We start from the raw sequence: 15,994 nt of genomic DNA, 5'->3' as shown, positions 1-15,994 counted from the left end.
CGGCACGCGGGCACGAGTCGGTGAGGGGCAGTGGTGACACAGGAAGTCGAATCGCTGGGCTGGGCCGTGCTGATCATCGGCTCGGTCATGGCCGCGGCGCTGGTCTTCCACCCCGTCAGCGAGCGTACCCGGATACCCGCCCCCGCCTTCTTCCTCCTGGCCGCTGCCCTCGCGTCGGATCTGGTGCCCGGTCTGAGGGAGGTCCCGACCGAAGCGGTACAGCGGCTGGTGACGGTCGCGCTGATCTTCGTCCTGCTCGACGGGGGCGCGTCGCTGGGCTGGCGGCGCCTGCGGCCCTCGCTGGCGGCGGCGTCCTGGATGGGGCTGGCCGGGACCGTGGTGGTCGCCGGCGCCACGGGTGCGCTGGCGCATGTGCTGCTGGGCTTCTCCTGGCACCCCGCGCTGCTCCTCGGCATCGCGCTGGCCCCCACCGATCCGGCGGCGGTGTTCTCGGCCCTCGGCCGCAAGGAGATCAGCGGACGCAGCGGCACGCTGCTGTACGGCGAGGCGGGGCTGAACGACCCGGCAGGCATCGCGTTGCTGGCCGGGGTCCTGGAGCTGGGTGGAAGGACCGGCGGGGCGGCGTTCGGGCACGTCGCCCTGGTCTTCCTCGAACAGATCGCGGTCGGCGCGGCCGTCGGGGCCGGTGGCGGTCTGCTGCTCCTGCAGTTCCTGCGCCGGGCTCCGCTTCCCGGACAGGGGCTGTACGCGCTCGCCGTGTCGGCGGGAGCCCTGGTGATCTACGGTCTGGCGACGGTGGCGCAAGGGTCCGGGTTCCTGGCGGTGTTCGTGACGAGCGTGGTCCTGGCCGACAAGGGTGTGCCGTTCGAGCGGGAGATCGAGCGCTTCCATGACGCACTGGCCAGCCTGGGCGAGATCGCCGCCTTCGCCGCGCTGGGCCTGACGGTCACGCTGGCGGACTTCGACAACCTCGGGGCCTGGGCCGACGGCACCGTCATGGCGGTGCTGACCCTGATAGTCGTGCGGCCCCTGGTCATGATTCCCATGCTGTGGCCGGTCCGCTTGCGCGCCGGCGAGCGGTGGTTCCTGTCGCTGGCCGGCCTGAAGGGGGCCGTCCCGATCCTGCTGGGCAGCTTCGTGCTCACCGGGCACGCCGACCACGGCCGTTCCATCTACGCGATCGTCTTCGTCGTGGTGGCCGCCTCCGTCATCATCCAGGGCACCCTGATCCCGTGGCTCGCCCGCCGCTCCCACATCCCCCTGCGCACGACTCCGCTGCGTCCCTGGCCGCTGGGCATTCGCTTCCGCTCGCCACCGACCGGGGTCCGGCGCTACCAGGTCCGCGCGCAGGCCCCGGCCGACGACGCGCGGATCGGAGACCTCGACCTGCCCGACGAGGTATGGGTGGCCCTGGTCATCAGGCACGGCGCACTGCTTCCCTTGCGCCCGGACACCCGCCTGCGGGCGGGGGACGAGGTCGTCCTCATCACGGATCCGGAACCCGACCCTTCCGATGCCTCTTTCGAGCAGATTTTCGTCGGTCACTGACCGCGCACCGGAAACACGTGGAAAATCCCCGCCCCGGCGTGCGGCACCCCTTCGGGCGGGCACTCCTCGTCGCGTCATCCCACAGCCGGTCGCCGGATGCGGTCAGGTCCATCCGTCGGCCGCCGAAGCGGAGGAGGACCTATGCGACGTCCTGTCGTCGTCCGACGGCGGCGTATCCGCGGATTCCGTTCCGGCTCGCTGGGCGTTGTCGCCCTGACCGCGTTCGCCATGACCGCGGCCTGTGGCAACGACTCGTCGGCCGCTTCATCGAACACGACCGCCTCTCCATCGGCCGACTCCCGCTCGGGCGGCACCGTGAGCGCGTCGGCGACGCCGTCGTCCACCCCGTCGTCCACCCCGGCCTCATCCCCGGCCGACACACCGCGTTGCACACGCCGCCATCTCACGCTCTCCCTCGGCCGGATATCCCCCGCGGCGGGCAACCTGTATGCACCGCTCGTCTTCACCAACACCGGCAGCAAGGCCTGCACCTTCCGCGGCTACCCCGGCGTCAGCTTGCTCGACTCCTCAGGCCATCGCATCGGTGAGCCGGCGAAGCGCCGCGGGCCGATGCGCCCGGCGGTCGTACTGGATCCGGGCGACAGCGCCTATGCCACTTTGCACACCATCAACAATGGCCTCAGCGACAAGCCATGCTGGCAGCCGGCGTCCCGTGTGCAGGCCTACCCGCCCGGGTACACCTGGGCACTGCGCACCGACGCGCGGTCCTTCCAGGTCTGCGGCAACCAGTTCGACGTCGCCGCTGTCCGCCCGGGCAGCCATCCCTGATCCTCTCGCAGACGGGGCAGGCACACTTCGGCACCACCCCCGGGAGGTGAGTCCGCTGGACCGGGACGAGCGCGGCGCCGGGTCGAGCCTCCGTCGAGCCCTGCGGAGGCCGACGGCCGCCCTGGTCCGGCGCGCCGACCGCGCCGTCGGCGGCCGCGCCCGGCTGCGCGTGGTGGTCCTGCTCGCCCTGGTCGTTGCCCTCGACGGTGCGGACAAGGCGGCGATCTCGGTGAACGCCGGAACCCTTGAACAGGTGTTCGGCGTCGGCCACACCGGGATCGGCCTGCTCGTGTCGGCGACCTCACTGGCCGGAGCCGTGGCCACTCTCCCGTGCGGAGTGCTCACCGACCGGGTCACCCGCACTCGCCTGCTGGCCGGCAGCATGGTCCTCTGGGGCGCGGCCATGATCGCCGCGGCCGCCGCCCCCTCCTATCCGGCCCTGCTGGCGGCGCGCGTGGGCCTGGGCGTCGTCACGGCCACCGCCGGCCCCACGGTGGCGTCCCTCGTCGGCGACTTCTTCCCGGCCCGGGAGCGAGCTCGCCTCTACGGCTACATCCTCGCCGGCGAGTTGGTCGGAACCGGTTTCGGCTACGTGGTCACGGCGAACCTCGCCCAGTTGGTGTCATGGCGGGTGTCCTTCGCCTGGCTCGTTCTGCCCGGGACATACCTGGCCTGGCGGCTCGTCCGGCTGCCGGAGCCGCCTCGCGGCGGCCGCGGACAACTGAAGCGCGGCCGCAGGGAAGTCGGCAGCACCGAGGGCCGCACACACCCTGAGATGGACACGGACGACGAGGACCAGGAGAAGACCGCGAACCCCTCGGCCCAGGGCGTGGTGCGGGGCGCCGGGAGCCAACCACGCCCGGACAGGGTGCTGCACGAGGATCCGGCGCGCATGCCGGCCTGGCGGGCGTTCCGTTACGTGCTGCGCATCCGCACCGTCCTGCTGATGATCACCGCTTCGGCTCTCGGGTATTTCTTCTTCGCCGGCGTGCGGTCCTTCGGCATGCTCTACGTCACCAGGCACTACGGCGTCAACAAGTCGGTAGCCAGCGGACTGGCCATCGTGATCGGAGCAGGCATCCTGGCCGGGCTGATGGCAGGTGCCCGGCTACCCGACGTGGCACTGCGCCGGGGGTACGCGAACGGCCGCGTCATGGTGCCCGCACTGGCACTGCTGGCCGCCGGCTCCGTGCTGGCCCCGGGGATCGTGGTGGCGTCACCGCTGGCCGCGCTGCCGTCACTGGCGGTCGGGGCGGGGCTGCTGGCAGCCGCCAATCCGCCTCTGGACGCAGCCCGCCTCGACATCGTCCCGCCGGGACTGTGGGGTCGGTCGGAGGCAGCGCGCACCCTGGTGCGGTCCGCCGCGGAATCGAGCGCCCCCCTGCTGTTCGGTCTCCTGTCATCCCACGTCTTCGGTTCCGGCGGGGGAACCGGTGGGCTGGAGGCGACGTTCCTGGTGTGCCTGGTGCCGCTGCTGGCAGCCGGTCTGCTGTCACTCGCGGCTCTGCGGACGTACCCACGGGACGTCGCCACGGCCCTGGCGTCCGCACGCCGGGGCGATCCGGCCGAATCAACGCCGACTTCCCGGTTAACCACAAGGGATGACTGACAAGACCTTGCCCGGCAGTCATACGACTCCCGCTCAGACCGTACGTCACGCGCGCCCCGGATCCGTACGCGACCAACCGCTGTCGGTGCTGATGCTCCTGGCGGGGATATGGCTGTTCGTCTGTATGTGGCCGCTGGAATATCCGGAGGAGTACAACACCAGGCCCCATCTCGTGGAGACGGGGGCCAGCGTCATCCTCATCATCACGGCCCTCAGCCGCCTGTCCCACCCCCGTGGCCGATTGTCAGACCTGCTGGTCACCGCGACCGGGGCGGGACTGATTCTCGCCGCTTTTCTCGACGGCTACGGCGACACCGCCGCGACCCGCGTCATGCGCGTCAACGACGTCGTCTCCGGTTCGGTGCTGGTCGTTCTCGGGCTGGTCAGCAGCATTCTGCTGACCAGCGCACAGGCCGCCGACCGGGCACACGAAGACGGTCGGCCGCACTGACGGCGAGGAACTTCCGGTGTTCCCGCGCGCCCTCCGCAAACTGTGGGACCGGCTGGGCGCCGGCTCCCTCGTCCGGCGTGGCCGCGACCTGGAGCTGATGCACCGGGCCATGGGGTTCGCCAACCGCGCCCTGGTCACGCTGGCTCCGCTGCTGATCGTGGTGGCCGCCGCCGATCCCCTGGTCCACGGAGGCTTCGCGTCGTGGCTCGCCGACGGCATGGGCCTGTCCGCCAGGTCCCAGCGCGTTCTCACCGACATCTTCAGCCCGCCGCGGGAGGTCGTCGGCACCACCAGTGTCTGGGGGGGTGTCGCTCTCGGCGTGTTCGGCGTGTCCTTCGCCGCGAGTGTGCAGAACGGTTACGAGCGGATCTGGAAACTGCCACCCGGTCCATGGCACCGCGTGGGGCGGCAGGTGACGTGGCTGTTCGTACTGACCACGTACCTGTACCAGGAAGTACAGACCCAGACCGTGCTCAGTGGCCCCGAACGTATCGTCCTGACCTCGGTAACCGGTGTGCTGTTCTTCTGGTGGGGCCAGCACTTCCTCCTCGGCGGCCAGGTCCCCTGGCGCGACCTTCTGCCGGGTGCGGTCGCCACGATGGCGGGCCTGGTGGGCCTGCGCGGCTTCTCCTATCTCGTTTTCACACCGCTCATCGTCTCCAACGCGGTCAGCTACGGCACCGTCGGCATCGTCCTCGTCGTCGAGTCGTGGCTCACCGGGGTGGGGTTCGTCTTCCACGGCGGCCCGCTGTTCGGCCGCTGGCTTCTGGAGCACCGTGCCGGCCGCCAACGGCTGGAAGGAAGGATTCGATGAAAACGAGCTTTGATGGCCCCGCTGCCAGCGTCCAGCCCCCATGAGCGCCACGATACGGCGCCTCCGCGGCATCCTGGTCGGCCCCGCTCTGGTCATCGCAATCGCCGCGATGCTCGCCGCCACGGCCGCCCCCCGAAGCAGAGCGCCGCATGAGGCCGTTGCCACAGGGTTTCGGGGACGGCCCTCGGCGTACCCCTTCCGGAGCGCGGATTTTCCTCCCTGTCCTCCGCGCGAACAGCGAATTCTTGAGGAAGGCAGGCGGTGCGCATGGCCCGCTCGGTAGCAAGGCACCCCTTTGGGCGCAGATACGCAAGCGTTCCAGCGGCACTCGCCGTGGCCGGGGCAGTGCTGACTGCGTGCAGCGGCCCGCCGCCCGGCAGCCGGCCGGAAGTGCTGCACCAGGTCGAGGTGCGTTATGAGCGTGCCGTGCGCAAAGCCCTCGACGAGGTCCCGGGCAGCAAGCTGCTCTCGGTCGGCCTGCGTCAGCTGTCCGGTCCCCGGCCCGTCTGGTTCACCCGCGTCGCCGCCAAAGACGGAACCGTGTACATCGTGCGCGTCGACGCCAGCCTCGGAGGGGTGGTGGGGACCGCAGTACCGCCCGGTCAGGCCGCAGCGGGCAAGGCGCGCACCGCCGCGCTGGTCGCCTCAGCGAAGGTGCTGCCGGAGGAGGCGGTCGACAAGGTCGCGCCCGAGGCGGCGCAGGACCCGCACTTCGGCAAGGTGACCGCTGTGCGACTGGAGAAGGGGCGTGCGGACAGGACGGTGTGGTCGGTGACCGTCGCCACCGTCCAGTCCCAACCGACGCACACCTACCAGGTGGACGCCCTGACGAAGGAGGTGGTCGCCAGCCGCTCGAACACGTCGAGACCTGCGACCTGAGGGCGGCCCCTGGCTGCTCAGTCTTTCCGGCGCCTTCCCTTGGAGGAGTTCGACCATGCTCTCCACTCCCACCGTACGCGTCGCCTGGGGCAGCGTGCTCGTGCTGTTCCCGAGCGCCGTTCTGCAGCGCTGTTCACGGACTCCGCCCACCCGATCCGGCCGTACGGTCGTACAAGTCCTCGGCGTCCGGCACATCGCGCAGGGGATCGCCACCGCGCGAGGGGTTGTGCCATCCGCCTGGGCCGCGGTGCCCGACACGCTGCACGCCGCGAGCATGGTCGCTCTGGCGCTGTGCAGCCGCCGCTGGCGCACGGCCGCGCTCGCCGACGCCGCCGTCGCCGGCACTTTCGCCGTGGACACCGCCCGCGCCGAGCGCTTGCCAGCGTCCACGCACGAATAGCAGGCCGGTCCCCGTTCCGCCTCGGCCCCCGTTTTCCGGTTCCTCCAGGGGCGCCGCCGGAGCGGCCCTCCCGCCTTCACGACCCTGTCGGCGCGCCTTCCGGGGCACGAGGTACCTCAGAGATCACGGCGACCCGGAAGCCATGGCGTTACTGTCCGCCGCCGTCGCAGTCGTCGTCCCGCGTCCGCGCAGGCCGGTCGAAGCGTACGCGGATCTTCTGGAAGCCCTTGAAGACTCCGTCTCGGCATACGACCGGTAGGCGCGGCGGTCTCCCGGACTCAGCCGGACCTGGTCGGTGAACGGCGTCAGCAGGCTGCGCGGCCACAGCCGCATGACGCGGACCGCGCTCACCTCGGCGGTCGTCAGGAAGACCAGAGCGCCGAGATACAGCCAGGTGAGCAGCCCCAATACGATCCCGAACATGCCGTAGGTGGCCGTGGCCCCCCGCAGGACGTGATTGACGTAGCACGAGCCGCCGGACTGCAGCAGCTGCCAGACGACCGCGCCACCGAGCGTGGCACCGAAGAGGCGGCGCAGCGGCAGCCCCCGCTGGGCCAGCAACCGGTAACACAACAGCAGCAGGCCGGCGTGCAGCACCACGGCCAAGGCCGCGGCACACACGCGTACGTCGGTCGCCAGACGCGTGCCGAAAACGCTCGCCGCGGACTCGGCAGCGGACAGGCCGGTGGTCACGAACAGACCCAGCGCGAGGATCGGCAGGAACAGCAGACCCTTCAGCCGTGATCGCAGCGGATCGGGCCGCGCATGCCTGGGGACCGCCCAGATCTTGTTGAGCGCGTACTGGGCGGCCTGCGTGACGCCCAGCGCCCCGTAGAGGGTGCCCGCCACCCCCGCCACCAGGGCGGCACCGCTGGCGTGGAAGGAGTGGACGTTCTCCCGATCTGGTCGCCGACGACGGGAAACTCGCTGAGCGCGGAGTCGAGGACGCGTTGCCGGATCGCCGAGTCGCTGCTGAGCAGTGATCCGAGGGCGGCGGCGAGGATCAGCAGCAGCGGAAAGAGGGACACGAACGCGTAGTAGGCCAGCAGCGCGGCAAGGTAGGTGGCTTGGTCGTCGAAGAACTTGTACAGCGCGGCGAGCGGCAGTCCCACCCAGCGGTGGTGTCGTTGGTACGTGTCCACTCGGGCGAGGACTCCCATGGAAGCACCCCGTGTCAGGTCACATCTTTTCCTTCAGGCCCACGCGCACCAGCCAGGTGTTCACAGGCCAGGCCGTGAAGAAGCCGAGCACCATCGACACCTGCATCAGCATCCAGTAGGCGGCCGTGGTCTTGGGCAGCCCCGGGGAGAAGATGACCTCCTGGTAGATCCACATGCCGAGGAAGAGACCCACCTGGAAGGCGAGGATGGACAGGGTGTCGGCCTTCACGGCGGCCCACACGCCCTTGAGCTTTCCGATGTCGCGCATCGGGACGATGGTGAAGTACTGGAAGACGATGCCGAGCAACCAGGCAAAGGCGAAGTCCAGGGGGAAGTCGGCGTACAGCGACTTGCCCGCGATCATCAGACCGGCCCCGTACACCAGCCATTCGGCGCCGATGTCGCCGAGCGTGCAGCCCGCTCCGCAGTGGCTGATCGCCTTGGCCATGACGTTCCAGCGGGGCATCTTCTCCGGATCGGGCTCCCCCGCCTCCTCGATCACCGGCATCGAGTCGCGCCGACCGCGCGCGAAGTAGAACCACAAGGCCACGGGTCCCCAGTACAGCGCGGTGATCGGATACACCAAGTTCATGATCCACATCTTCTGGCGGTATCCCCTGGCGAAGACGTCGACCAGGATGACCAGAGCGCTGAGGAACGCGATGCCGAGACTGAACCAGCCAAGCGCCTCAAGCCAGCCGGCGGGCTGCGTGCGGGGTTCCATGTCCTCCCCTTCAAGGTCGCGGATACGGGAGGCGCCTTGAAGTACCCGCCCGCACACCGGTTAAGCGGCCGACAGCCGAGGGGTGTTCACCTGTCCTGAGCAAAGGCGGCGAGCTCGGTCACCCGTGCCAGAGCGTCGTCCCGGAACAGCGCACGCCCCCGGGCCACGCGCTCGTCGCGGCCCGGTCCGGCCGCCGCGACCCGGTTCAGCGCTGCCAGCAGCGCGCCCGCGTCCACCGCGATCTCGGACACGCCCAGTGCCGCCATCCGCCGGACCCCGTCCGCGCCGTGGCCGGGCAGGGGACGGTAGCCGACCACCGGCAGACCAGCGGCGAGTGCCTGGACGGCCGTCTGCCCGGCGGCGTTGTCCACCAGGGCGCGTGCAGCGTTCAGCAGGCCGGGCATGTCAGCGGTCCACCCCAGAGCCAGGGTGCCGGGCAGATCCGCCAGCCGGCGGCGAAGGCGCTCGTTGCGCCCGCACAGGACGACCGGAAGGAAGCCGGCGCCGGCCAACAGCCGGGCGGTGTCGTCGAGGCGCGTGGCAGCCCCCCAGGCGCCAGCAGACAGCAGGACGGGCGTTCGTCCGGGGGCCATGCCCTGCCATGCACGCAGCCATCGCCGCGCGCCTGGAGCCGGAGCAAAGAAGTCGGGGGCGACGACCGGGCCCGTGGTCTCGGCGATCGCGGGCACGGAAGCGCGCACCTGGCGTGACGCGTCGTCGGTGACACAGAGGTAGCGGTCGTTGCCGGGATGCAGCCACTGCCGGTGGACGGCGAAGTCGGTCACGAACACGACACTGGGCACCTGTAGCCGGTGCTGCTCCCTGAGGTGTCCGGTCAGCTGCGCCGCAAGGTGGAAGACCGGGACCACGACGTCCGCGGACGTACGGTCGACCAGCTCCGTCAGGGACTCGGCCGCCAGCCGGGCCAGCGGCACACCGCTGGGCCGACCCTCGGTGCCCGGTCGCAGAAAGGCACGGTACAGACCGCCGTACACCCAGGGAAAATGTCGTACCGACGCCTGGTAGAAGCGGCGCAGGCCGGTCCCCAGACCGTGGGGCAGCAGACGGAGGATGTCGACGACATACGGGGCATGGCCGTGCTCACACGCACGGCGGGCGAGTTCGGCGGCCACCGTGTCGTGTCCGGCACCCATGCCGGCGCTGACGAGGAGGATGCGGCAAGCGCCGTCGGTGGATTGCGGTCGTCGACGCGGGGCGGGCGAGATCGCGGTCACCGCAACCGATTGTCCTGGCCTCCACTTCCCAAACACGACCTGGGCGTTTCATGGCGAGGTGACCGGGTTACTCCGAGCACACCCTTCCCGAGCCGAACCCGGGAGCGGCCGACTGGCGGCCGCCTTCCCCGCGCTCACCGTCGCAGCCGAGGTTGTCCGCCATGTCCAATGCGCCCTCTGGTGCCCGCTCCGCTCCTTCGTTCCCCGATACGCCGGTCCTGGCGACCGGGCCCGCCTGTCGGCGCGCCGGCACCCAGGCCGACGCCCGTGGTGCGGCGCTCGTGACCGGCGCCTCTTCCGGCATCGGCGCCGCAGTCGCTCGCCGACTGGCTGCGGCGGACCGATGGCGCCTGGTGCTCAGCGGGCGTGACGCGGACCGTTTGAAGAGTGTTGCCGCACAGGTACCGGCCACGGTGTGCGCCGCCGACCTCACCCTGCCCGGCGCCGACCGGCACCTGGCCCGGTTCGCCCTTGAGCAGGCGGATCGGGTCGAACTGCTGGTGGCCGGGGCGGGCATCGGCTGGGCCGGTGAATTCACCGCCATGCCCTCGCCGGCCATCGACGAGGTGGTCGACGTCGACCTGCTGGCCACCATGCACCTGGTGCGGCAGTTGCTGCCGCACATGGTCGCGTCGGGATCCGGCCGGATCGTGATCATCGGCTCGCTCGCTGGATCGGTCGGCGTGCGGGGTGAGGCCGTGTACTCGGCCGCGAAAGCGGCCCTGGCCGCCTTCGCCGACGCCCTGCGCTATGAGTTGCGTGGTACCGGTGTAGGCGTCAGCCACGTGGTGCCCGGCGTCGTGGACACACCGTTCTTCGAACGGCGAGGCGCGCCCTACCAGCGGTCGCGGCCAAAGCCGATCCCTGCCGAGAGAGTGGCGGACGCCGTCTGGCGTGCGGTTTCCCGCGGCAAGGACGAGATCTACGTCCCGGGCTGGCTGCACCTGCCCGCCAAGGTCCGCGGGGCGAGCCCCGCGCTCTACCGGCGCCTGGCCACCGTGTTCGGATGAGTGGCGGGTGCACGCGCTCACCGTCGTCCTGGCCCTGCTCGCCGCGCTGTCCAACGCTTCGGCCTCGGTTCTGCAGCGGCGGGCCGCGACGGAGGAGACCGAGAGCGGACCCGGACTGCGGCATGCCGTCCGCTGGCTCGGACATGTGCTGCACCGTCCCTACTGGCTCGTCGGTATCGGGCTGCTCGCTCTGTCCACGGGGCTGCAAGCGGTCGCTCTGGACGTGGGCAGCCTGTCGGTCGTCCAGCCCCTGCTGGCCGCAGAACTGCTCTTCACGCTATTGGTGGGCAGTGCGGTCTTCCACCGTCGTCCGGATCGCCGCACCTGGCTGGCCTTCGCGGCACTCGCCTTCGGCCTGGCACTTTTCCTGAGTTCGGCTTCGCCCTCCACCGGACAGTCGACGGCGCAGCCGGGAAGCTGGCTCCCGGCCGCTGCGGCGGTGGCGGCAGCCCTGATCGTGCTCCTGCTGGTCGCCCGGCTGGTCGAGGGAGCCGCGCGGGCCGCCCTGCTCGGGCTGTCGTCCGCCGTGTCGTTCGCCGCGACGGCGGCGCTCATGAAGGAGACCATGGGGCGGCTCTCGCACGAACGGTCCACCGTGCTCACCGAGTGGCCGCCGTACGCCACCGTCGTCGTCGGAGTCGTCGCTTTCCTGCTGCTGCAGAGTGCCTTCCGGGCCGGCACGCTCACCGCTTCCCAGCCCGCCCTCACCTTGGGCGACGCCATGACCAGCGTGGCACTGGGCTGGGTTCTGTTCCACGAGCACATCGGCCTCGGAGTGCGGGTGGTGCCCGAAGTGATCGGTGTTCTACTCATCGGGGCCGGCACGGTCGGACTGGCCGGCGCGCCGTCGATCAGCGGCGCCTGGGACGAGGCTCCCGAAACCCGGGACGACCCTCAGCGCAACGCTCAGCGGCCGACGCCTCAGGGGTCGTGAACCAGCACTCTGGCACAGCAGGAAAGGGCGCCCATGATCCACCCTTTGCAGCACAGTCGCAGCCGGCGCGCGGCAGCGTTCACGGCACCACTGGCCGCAGTCGCCGCCGCGCACATCCTCCCCGCCGCCACCTGGCTGCCAGGTGTGCGCAGGTCCTTCTGTCCCCGTCTCGCGGGCACGGGCCGACGCGGTCATGTCGCTCTCACGTTCGACGACGGTCCCGACCCGGAATCCACTCCGCGGTTCCTCGACGCCTTGGACGACCTGGGAGTGCGGGCAACCTTCTTCGTGCTCGGCGAGAGCGCCGTGCGGTATCCGGGGCTCATTCGTGAGACCGTCCGGCGCGGACACGAGATCGCCGTCCACGGCTGGGTCCACGACCGGCCCTGGCTGCCGGCGCCGACCCGCGACGCGCGCCACCTGTCCCGTGCGGCGGGCGCCCTGCACGACCTCACCGGCAGGCGCCCGGAGTGGTATCGCCCGCCCTACGGAATCCTCACCGCCGGCCGCTGGACGGCCGCCCGACGAGCGGGGCTGCGCCCGGTGCTGTGGACCGCGTGGGGCCGCGACTGGACCCATCGGGCCACACCCGCCTCCGTCCGGTCCCTCGTCGCGGCCGATCTGCGCGATGGGGGCACCGTGCTGCTGCACGACTCCGATCGAACAGCGGCGCCCAAGTGCTGGCGCGCGGCGCTCGGCGCACTGCCGGAAATCGTGAACGGCTGCCGCGAGGCCGGGTTGTCGGTCGGACCTCTTGCGGAGCACGGGTTGCGGTCTTGACAGGCTCCGAGCGTGATCTCACCCTCGCGGCGACCGGGCGTGACACCGAAAGAAGTACGTGCCGCGCGTCGAAGAGCATGCTGCGGGCACCGAGGGTGGTCGAACGCACGTCCCCTCTCCCGCAACGGCATACCGTCGTCCGGCCGGGCTACCACTTCCGTCCCCGGCAGCGTACGACCCCGAAGGCATGCTCCGTGACCAGGGAGAATCCCTCCGTCCTGTCCACCGACCCGCCCCCGCAGAAGCCATATCGGTGGTGCCCCGCCCGGTGGTGTAGCCGAAAAAGCCAGCGGCACGCCCAGGTCGCGGCCCAAATCGCCATCGCCGAAGACCACGTTGGGGCTCGCCGGGCCAGAAGCAGCGGTGATCGTGAGGAGGCGCGCGGTGGGCGCGGGCGGGACGCCTTTAAAACGGAGGCGGCCGGCCATGATCGGCTACACCATAAAGGGCAACGCCGTTGCGTTAACGGTTCGGGCGGGGCGTCAAGTACCTGGTCATGGGGCGGGACCCCGAGTAGTTCCTGTGGCGTCGAGTTCAGGAACGAGTGCCCGGAGGTCCCGTGTTGCAGCCGTCTGCCAGTGCCGTGCGAAGCCCGGCACCCCTCGATCTGTATGCCCCGGGTCATCTGGGCGAGTTGACCCCGACCATCGACCCCTGCCTGATCGACGCCGTTGTCGCCGAGACCGCAGCCCAGGAACAGCGGTTACGGCTGCTGCCCGCGCGGGTGGTGGTGCACTACGTGCTCGCGCTCGCCGTGTTCGAAGGCGTCTCCTACGCGGGCGTATAGGAGAAACTCACCGCCGGCCTCGGCAAGGTGATCACCGCATGCCCGTGTGCGTCCTCACTGTCGCGTGCGCGACGCCGGCTGGGCACCGCACCACTGCGCCGACTCTTCAAGGTCCTGGCGGGCCCGGTCGCGTCCCCGGCCCGGCGGGACTCGTTCTACCGCGGGCGGCGCCTGGTCGCCCTGGACGGCACCACCCAGTGCGTGCCCGATGATCCCGCCGTGACCTGGTACTTCCCCAAGCACATCGGCGAGGTAGAGGAGTTCGGCTACCCGACGGTCCGCCTCGTGGCCCTGGTCGAGTGCGGCACCCGCGCCCTCATAGACGCTGCTTTCGGCCCGGACCGGACCGGACCGGTGAACTGTCCTATGCCCACCGCCTGCTGACCAGCCTGAACGCATCGATGCTGCTGGCCGACGCCTACTACGACGCGGTGGACTTCCTGAACGCGGTGTCGGAAACCAGCGCGGCGTTCCTGCTGCGCTCCACCCGTAAACGCTGCCCCACCACCCGGCACGCACTCCCGGACGGCTCCTACCTGACCTTCATCCGCTCCCAGCATTACCGCGCCGGCCGCGGATACGGCCGACGCCTCCAGGTCCGGATCGTCGAAGCCTGGGTCACCGTCAGCCTCGAAGACGGCACTCAGCGCACCGAGTTGTGGCGCCTGATCACCAGCCTGCTCGACGCCGACCGGTATCCCGCCCGCGAGCTGATCGAAATCCATCACCGCCGCTGGGAGGCCGAGACCTGCTACCCCTCGCTGAAGTCCACGATCCTGGGCGGCCGGATCCTGCCCTCACGCACCGTTCCCGGCATCGAGCAGGAGCTGCACGCACTGCTCACCGTCTATCAGGCCCTGGTCCGCACCGCGGACGATCTCACTCTCGTCTACGCGGAACTCCCCTCGCACCGCCTCAACTTCACGGTCCTGCTCCGAGCCGCCGCCGACACCATCGTCGCCGGTGAGGGAATGACGATCGTGGCTGCAGCCACATTGGTGGGCGCGATCGGCCGCGCCGCCCTGGCCGGCCTGCACCCGCCACGCCCCCGTCATCGGCTGAAGGCGCGGATGCGTAAACGGCACAGCAAGTACCCCTTCACCCGCGACCGCCGCCCCCGAAAGTGCATGCGCTACACCCTCCGCACCACGATCATCACGGACGGCGTCCTTGACAAGGCAGTGCACGGCTAAAGCAATGACGTTGCACAACGAGGGACACGACCACGTACGTATTCCTGAATCACGGCACGCCTCTGAAAATAGGCAAACTTCCGTGAAGATCCGACTGGCGTACGCCTTACCGAAGCGACGCTGTGACGACGCGCGAGCAACATCTCGTCCCACCCCCCGACCGAACGTGTTTTCGACGAAGGATCGTCTTGGCGGAGCCTGATCCGGGAAAGGAGCACGACCACCGTTCAGGTGCCTGCGAAGACCGACCGGCCTACCGACCCGGCGACACGGCGATCCGTGCTTCACCGCCGCCGGCGGCACCCGGCGCCCTACCGGGGGGTGCTTCTATCTGTTCGGTCAAGGTCTGTGGGCTTGGTCAGGCTGTTTGTTCGTGCCCGGGTTGGTAGAGGGTGCGGTGCTTGAGCATGGCGTGCAGGACGTCGACGCGGCGGCGGGTGAGGCAGATGAGGGCTGCGTTGTGGCGCTTCTTCTCGGCGCGCTTCCTGTCGTAGTAGGCCCGCGATTCGGGGCTGCTCAGCGAGGCGAACGAGGCCAGGAACAGGGCCCGTTTGAGTGTCTTGTTGCCGCCGCGGGGCGGCCCTTCGCCCCGGATGGAGGTTCCCGAACGACGGGTGGTGGGGGTCAGTCCCGCGTAGGAGGCCAGGTGGGCGGCGGTGGGGAATGCGCTGGCGTCGCCGACCTCGGCCAGGATGCGGGCACCGGTCCTGACCGCGACCCCGGGCATGGAGGTCAGGACCTTCGCGAGAGGGTGCGCCTCCAGCAGGGCTGCGACGCGGGTCTCCAGGACTTCGCGGCGCTTGAGGAGGACCGCGAGGGCCTCGGCCAGGCCGGAGACGATCTCTCCCGCCGAGGCGGTTCCGGGAACCGTGACGGTCTGCTCGGCCAGCGCGGCGGTGATCTGGTCGGCGAGGGTGTGGGCACTGCGCATCCGCGGGGCGGCCTGGAGCATGACCTGCGCGATCTGCTCGGTGCCGGCCTGGGTCAGCTGGTCCGGGGAGCCGAAGGTCTGCAGCAGGGCCAGGACGGCCGGGTGCCGCAGTCGGGGCCCCAGGACGCGTTCGAGGGCGGGGTGGATGGAGGTGAGCAGTCCGCGCAGCCGGTTGGAGGTGCGGGTGGCGTCCTGGGCGAGGTCGTCGTCGTATCCCAGGACCATGGTCAGTTCGGCCCGCACGCTCTCGGCCGGGTCGATGGAGTGCAGCAGGTGGGGCATGGTGCGGGCGGCATCGGCGATGACGTAGGCGTCGCGGGCGTCGGTCTTGCCGCTGCCCGGGTGCAGGTCGGCCAGCCGGCGCATCGACAGGCCCGGCGGATAGGCGACCTCGCATCCACAGGCGCGGGCGACGGTCACCGCCAGGGTGCCGATGGAGGCCGGCTGATCCACTACGACCAGGACCCTCCCCTTGCGTCCCAGGCGGGCGAACAGCTGCCGCAGCTGGGGCTCGCCGTTGGGCAGCGGCTTGTCGAAAGTGATGCGGCCGTCGGCCAGCAGGGCCGTGCCGTGGTGCTCGGACTTTCCCACGTCCAGGGCACAGAACACGTCGATCGAGGTGAAGTTGTTGCTGGTCACCGGGCTTTCCCTCCCCGGAGTCACAACCGGTGGCCCGCCAGGGCACCGGAGATCGGCAGCCACATTACGCAGCCCTGCCCGAAGGCGGACACGCTTCCATCAGCGACCATCCGGTGCTGCCAGGACCGGCGACAGCACCCCCCGGATCAT

Annotated in this window: 17 protein-coding genes; 13 read left to right on the top strand and 4 right to left on the bottom strand. The window is 70.4% G+C overall.

Features of this window, described 5'->3' with window-relative positions; all coding sequences use genetic code 11:
* Positions 1 to 33 precede the first annotated feature (33 nt).
* From ACYF6T_RS40100 to ACYF6T_RS40070, 7 genes are all read left to right on the top strand, one after another.
* Positions 34 to 1,509 carry a cation:proton antiporter domain-containing protein gene (locus ACYF6T_RS40100; RefSeq protein WP_461702900.1) on the top strand — a complete coding sequence of 492 codons (1,476 nt, stop codon included), beginning with the start codon at positions 34 to 36 and terminating at the stop codon, positions 1,507 to 1,509.
* A gap of 228 nt (positions 1,510 to 1,737) precedes the next feature.
* Positions 1,738 to 2,298, top strand: coding sequence for a DUF4232 domain-containing protein (locus ACYF6T_RS40095; RefSeq protein ID WP_461702899.1), 561 nt, complete (start codon positions 1,738 to 1,740; stop codon positions 2,296 to 2,298).
* A gap of 46 nt (positions 2,299 to 2,344) precedes the next feature.
* A complete protein-coding gene (locus tag ACYF6T_RS40090) occupies positions 2,345 to 3,907 on the top strand; it encodes an MFS transporter (protein ID WP_461702898.1) in 1,563 nt (520 codons plus the stop codon).
* Positions 3,900 to 4,358 carry an SPW repeat domain-containing protein gene (locus ACYF6T_RS40085; RefSeq protein WP_461702897.1) on the top strand — a complete coding sequence of 153 codons (459 nt, stop codon included), beginning with the start codon at positions 3,900 to 3,902 and terminating at the stop codon, positions 4,356 to 4,358. Before ACYF6T_RS40090 ends, ACYF6T_RS40085 begins: the two co-directional genes overlap by 8 nt.
* A gap of 16 nt (positions 4,359 to 4,374) precedes the next feature.
* Entirely contained in the window at positions 4,375 to 5,172 is a 798-nt protein-coding gene (locus tag ACYF6T_RS40080) for a ribonuclease BN (RefSeq protein ID WP_461702896.1), read from the top strand.
* A 426-nt stretch (positions 5,173 to 5,598) separates the two neighbouring features.
* Positions 5,599 to 6,051 carry a PepSY domain-containing protein gene (locus tag ACYF6T_RS40075; RefSeq protein WP_461702895.1) on the top strand — a complete coding sequence of 151 codons (453 nt, stop codon included), beginning with the start codon at positions 5,599 to 5,601 and terminating at the stop codon, positions 6,049 to 6,051.
* A 55-nt stretch (positions 6,052 to 6,106) separates the two neighbouring features.
* A complete protein-coding gene (locus tag ACYF6T_RS40070) occupies positions 6,107 to 6,451 on the top strand; it encodes a hypothetical protein (RefSeq protein ID WP_461702894.1) in 345 nt (114 codons plus the stop codon).
* Between the two features lie 123 nt (positions 6,452 to 6,574).
* On the opposite strand, the gene ACYF6T_RS40065 is transcribed toward ACYF6T_RS40070, so the two are convergent.
* The 3 genes from ACYF6T_RS40065 to ACYF6T_RS40055 form a co-directional block, all read right to left on the bottom strand.
* Positions 6,575 to 7,300, bottom strand: a complete 726-nt coding sequence (locus ACYF6T_RS40065) for a YhjD/YihY/BrkB family envelope integrity protein (protein ID WP_461702893.1) — start codon at positions 7,298 to 7,300, stop codon at positions 6,575 to 6,577.
* Positions 7,301 to 7,630: 330 nt separating this feature from the next.
* Positions 7,631 to 8,335 carry a DUF4396 domain-containing protein gene (locus tag ACYF6T_RS40060; RefSeq protein ID WP_461702892.1) on the bottom strand — a complete coding sequence of 235 codons (705 nt, stop codon included), beginning with the start codon at positions 8,333 to 8,335 and terminating at the stop codon, positions 7,631 to 7,633.
* An 86-nt stretch (positions 8,336 to 8,421) separates the two neighbouring features.
* Positions 8,422 to 9,570, bottom strand: coding sequence for an MGDG synthase family glycosyltransferase (locus tag ACYF6T_RS40055; RefSeq protein WP_461702891.1), 1,149 nt, complete (start codon positions 9,568 to 9,570; stop codon positions 8,422 to 8,424).
* Positions 9,571 to 9,731: 161 nt separating this feature from the next.
* Here ACYF6T_RS40055 and ACYF6T_RS40050 point away from each other — a divergent pair, with 161 nt between their 5' ends.
* From ACYF6T_RS40050 to ACYF6T_RS40025, 6 genes are all read left to right on the top strand, one after another.
* Entirely contained in the window at positions 9,732 to 10,580 is an 849-nt protein-coding gene (locus ACYF6T_RS40050; protein ID WP_461702890.1) for an SDR family NAD(P)-dependent oxidoreductase, read from the top strand.
* Positions 10,581 to 10,587: 7 nt separating this feature from the next.
* Positions 10,588 to 11,514: a DMT family transporter gene (locus tag ACYF6T_RS40045; protein WP_461702889.1), complete on the top strand. Its 927-nt coding sequence runs from the start codon at positions 10,588 to 10,590 to the stop codon at positions 11,512 to 11,514.
* A gap of 33 nt (positions 11,515 to 11,547) precedes the next feature.
* The gene (locus tag ACYF6T_RS40040; protein WP_461702888.1) at positions 11,548 to 12,294 is read left to right on the top strand and encodes a polysaccharide deacetylase family protein; all 747 of its coding nucleotides are present in this window, start codon (positions 11,548 to 11,550) and stop codon (positions 12,292 to 12,294) included.
* Positions 12,295 to 12,838: 544 nt separating this feature from the next.
* A complete protein-coding gene (locus tag ACYF6T_RS40035; protein WP_461702887.1) occupies positions 12,839 to 13,081 on the top strand; it encodes a transposase domain-containing protein in 243 nt (80 codons plus the stop codon).
* A 27-nt stretch (positions 13,082 to 13,108) separates the two neighbouring features.
* The gene (locus ACYF6T_RS40030) at positions 13,109 to 13,465 is read left to right on the top strand and encodes a hypothetical protein (RefSeq protein WP_461702886.1); all 357 of its coding nucleotides are present in this window, start codon (positions 13,109 to 13,111) and stop codon (positions 13,463 to 13,465) included.
* A 17-nt stretch (positions 13,466 to 13,482) separates the two neighbouring features.
* On the top strand, positions 13,483 to 14,274 hold the full coding sequence (locus tag ACYF6T_RS40025) for a transposase (RefSeq protein WP_461702885.1): 792 nt from the start codon (positions 13,483 to 13,485) through the stop codon (positions 14,272 to 14,274).
* Positions 14,275 to 14,632: 358 nt separating this feature from the next.
* On the opposite strand, the gene ACYF6T_RS40020 is transcribed toward ACYF6T_RS40025, so the two are convergent.
* Positions 14,633 to 15,844 carry an IS110 family RNA-guided transposase gene (locus tag ACYF6T_RS40020; RefSeq protein ID WP_461702884.1) on the bottom strand — a complete coding sequence of 404 codons (1,212 nt, stop codon included), beginning with the start codon at positions 15,842 to 15,844 and terminating at the stop codon, positions 14,633 to 14,635.
* Between the last annotated feature and the right edge of the window lie 150 nt (positions 15,845 to 15,994).

Source organism: Streptomyces sp. 7R007, from assembly GCF_054850255.1.
Note: the sequence above shows the minus strand (reverse complement) of the source record. Positions and strands in the feature narration are given on the sequence as shown.

Bases quoted from the DNA above. Each gene is read 5' to 3' on its own strand.
- ACYF6T_RS40095 (WP_461702899.1), top strand. From the start codon at position 1,738: ATGACCGCGGCCTGTGGCAACGACTCGTCGGCCGCTTCATCGAACACG.
- ACYF6T_RS40085 (WP_461702897.1), top strand. From the start codon at position 3,900: ATGACTGACAAGACCTTGCCCGGCAGTCATACGACTCCCGCTCAGACC.
- ACYF6T_RS40070 (WP_461702894.1), top strand. From the start codon at position 6,107: ATGCTCTCCACTCCCACCGTACGCGTCGCCTGGGGCAGCGTGCTCGTG.
- ACYF6T_RS40060 (WP_461702892.1), bottom strand. From the start codon at position 8,335: ATGGAACCCCGCACGCAGCCCGCCGGCTGGCTTGAGGCGCTTGGCTGG.
- ACYF6T_RS40050 (WP_461702890.1), top strand. From the start codon at position 9,732: ATGTCCAATGCGCCCTCTGGTGCCCGCTCCGCTCCTTCGTTCCCCGAT.
- ACYF6T_RS40040 (WP_461702888.1), top strand. From the start codon at position 11,548: ATGATCCACCCTTTGCAGCACAGTCGCAGCCGGCGCGCGGCAGCGTTC.
- ACYF6T_RS40025 (WP_461702885.1), top strand. From the start codon at position 13,483: ATGCTGCTGGCCGACGCCTACTACGACGCGGTGGACTTCCTGAACGCG.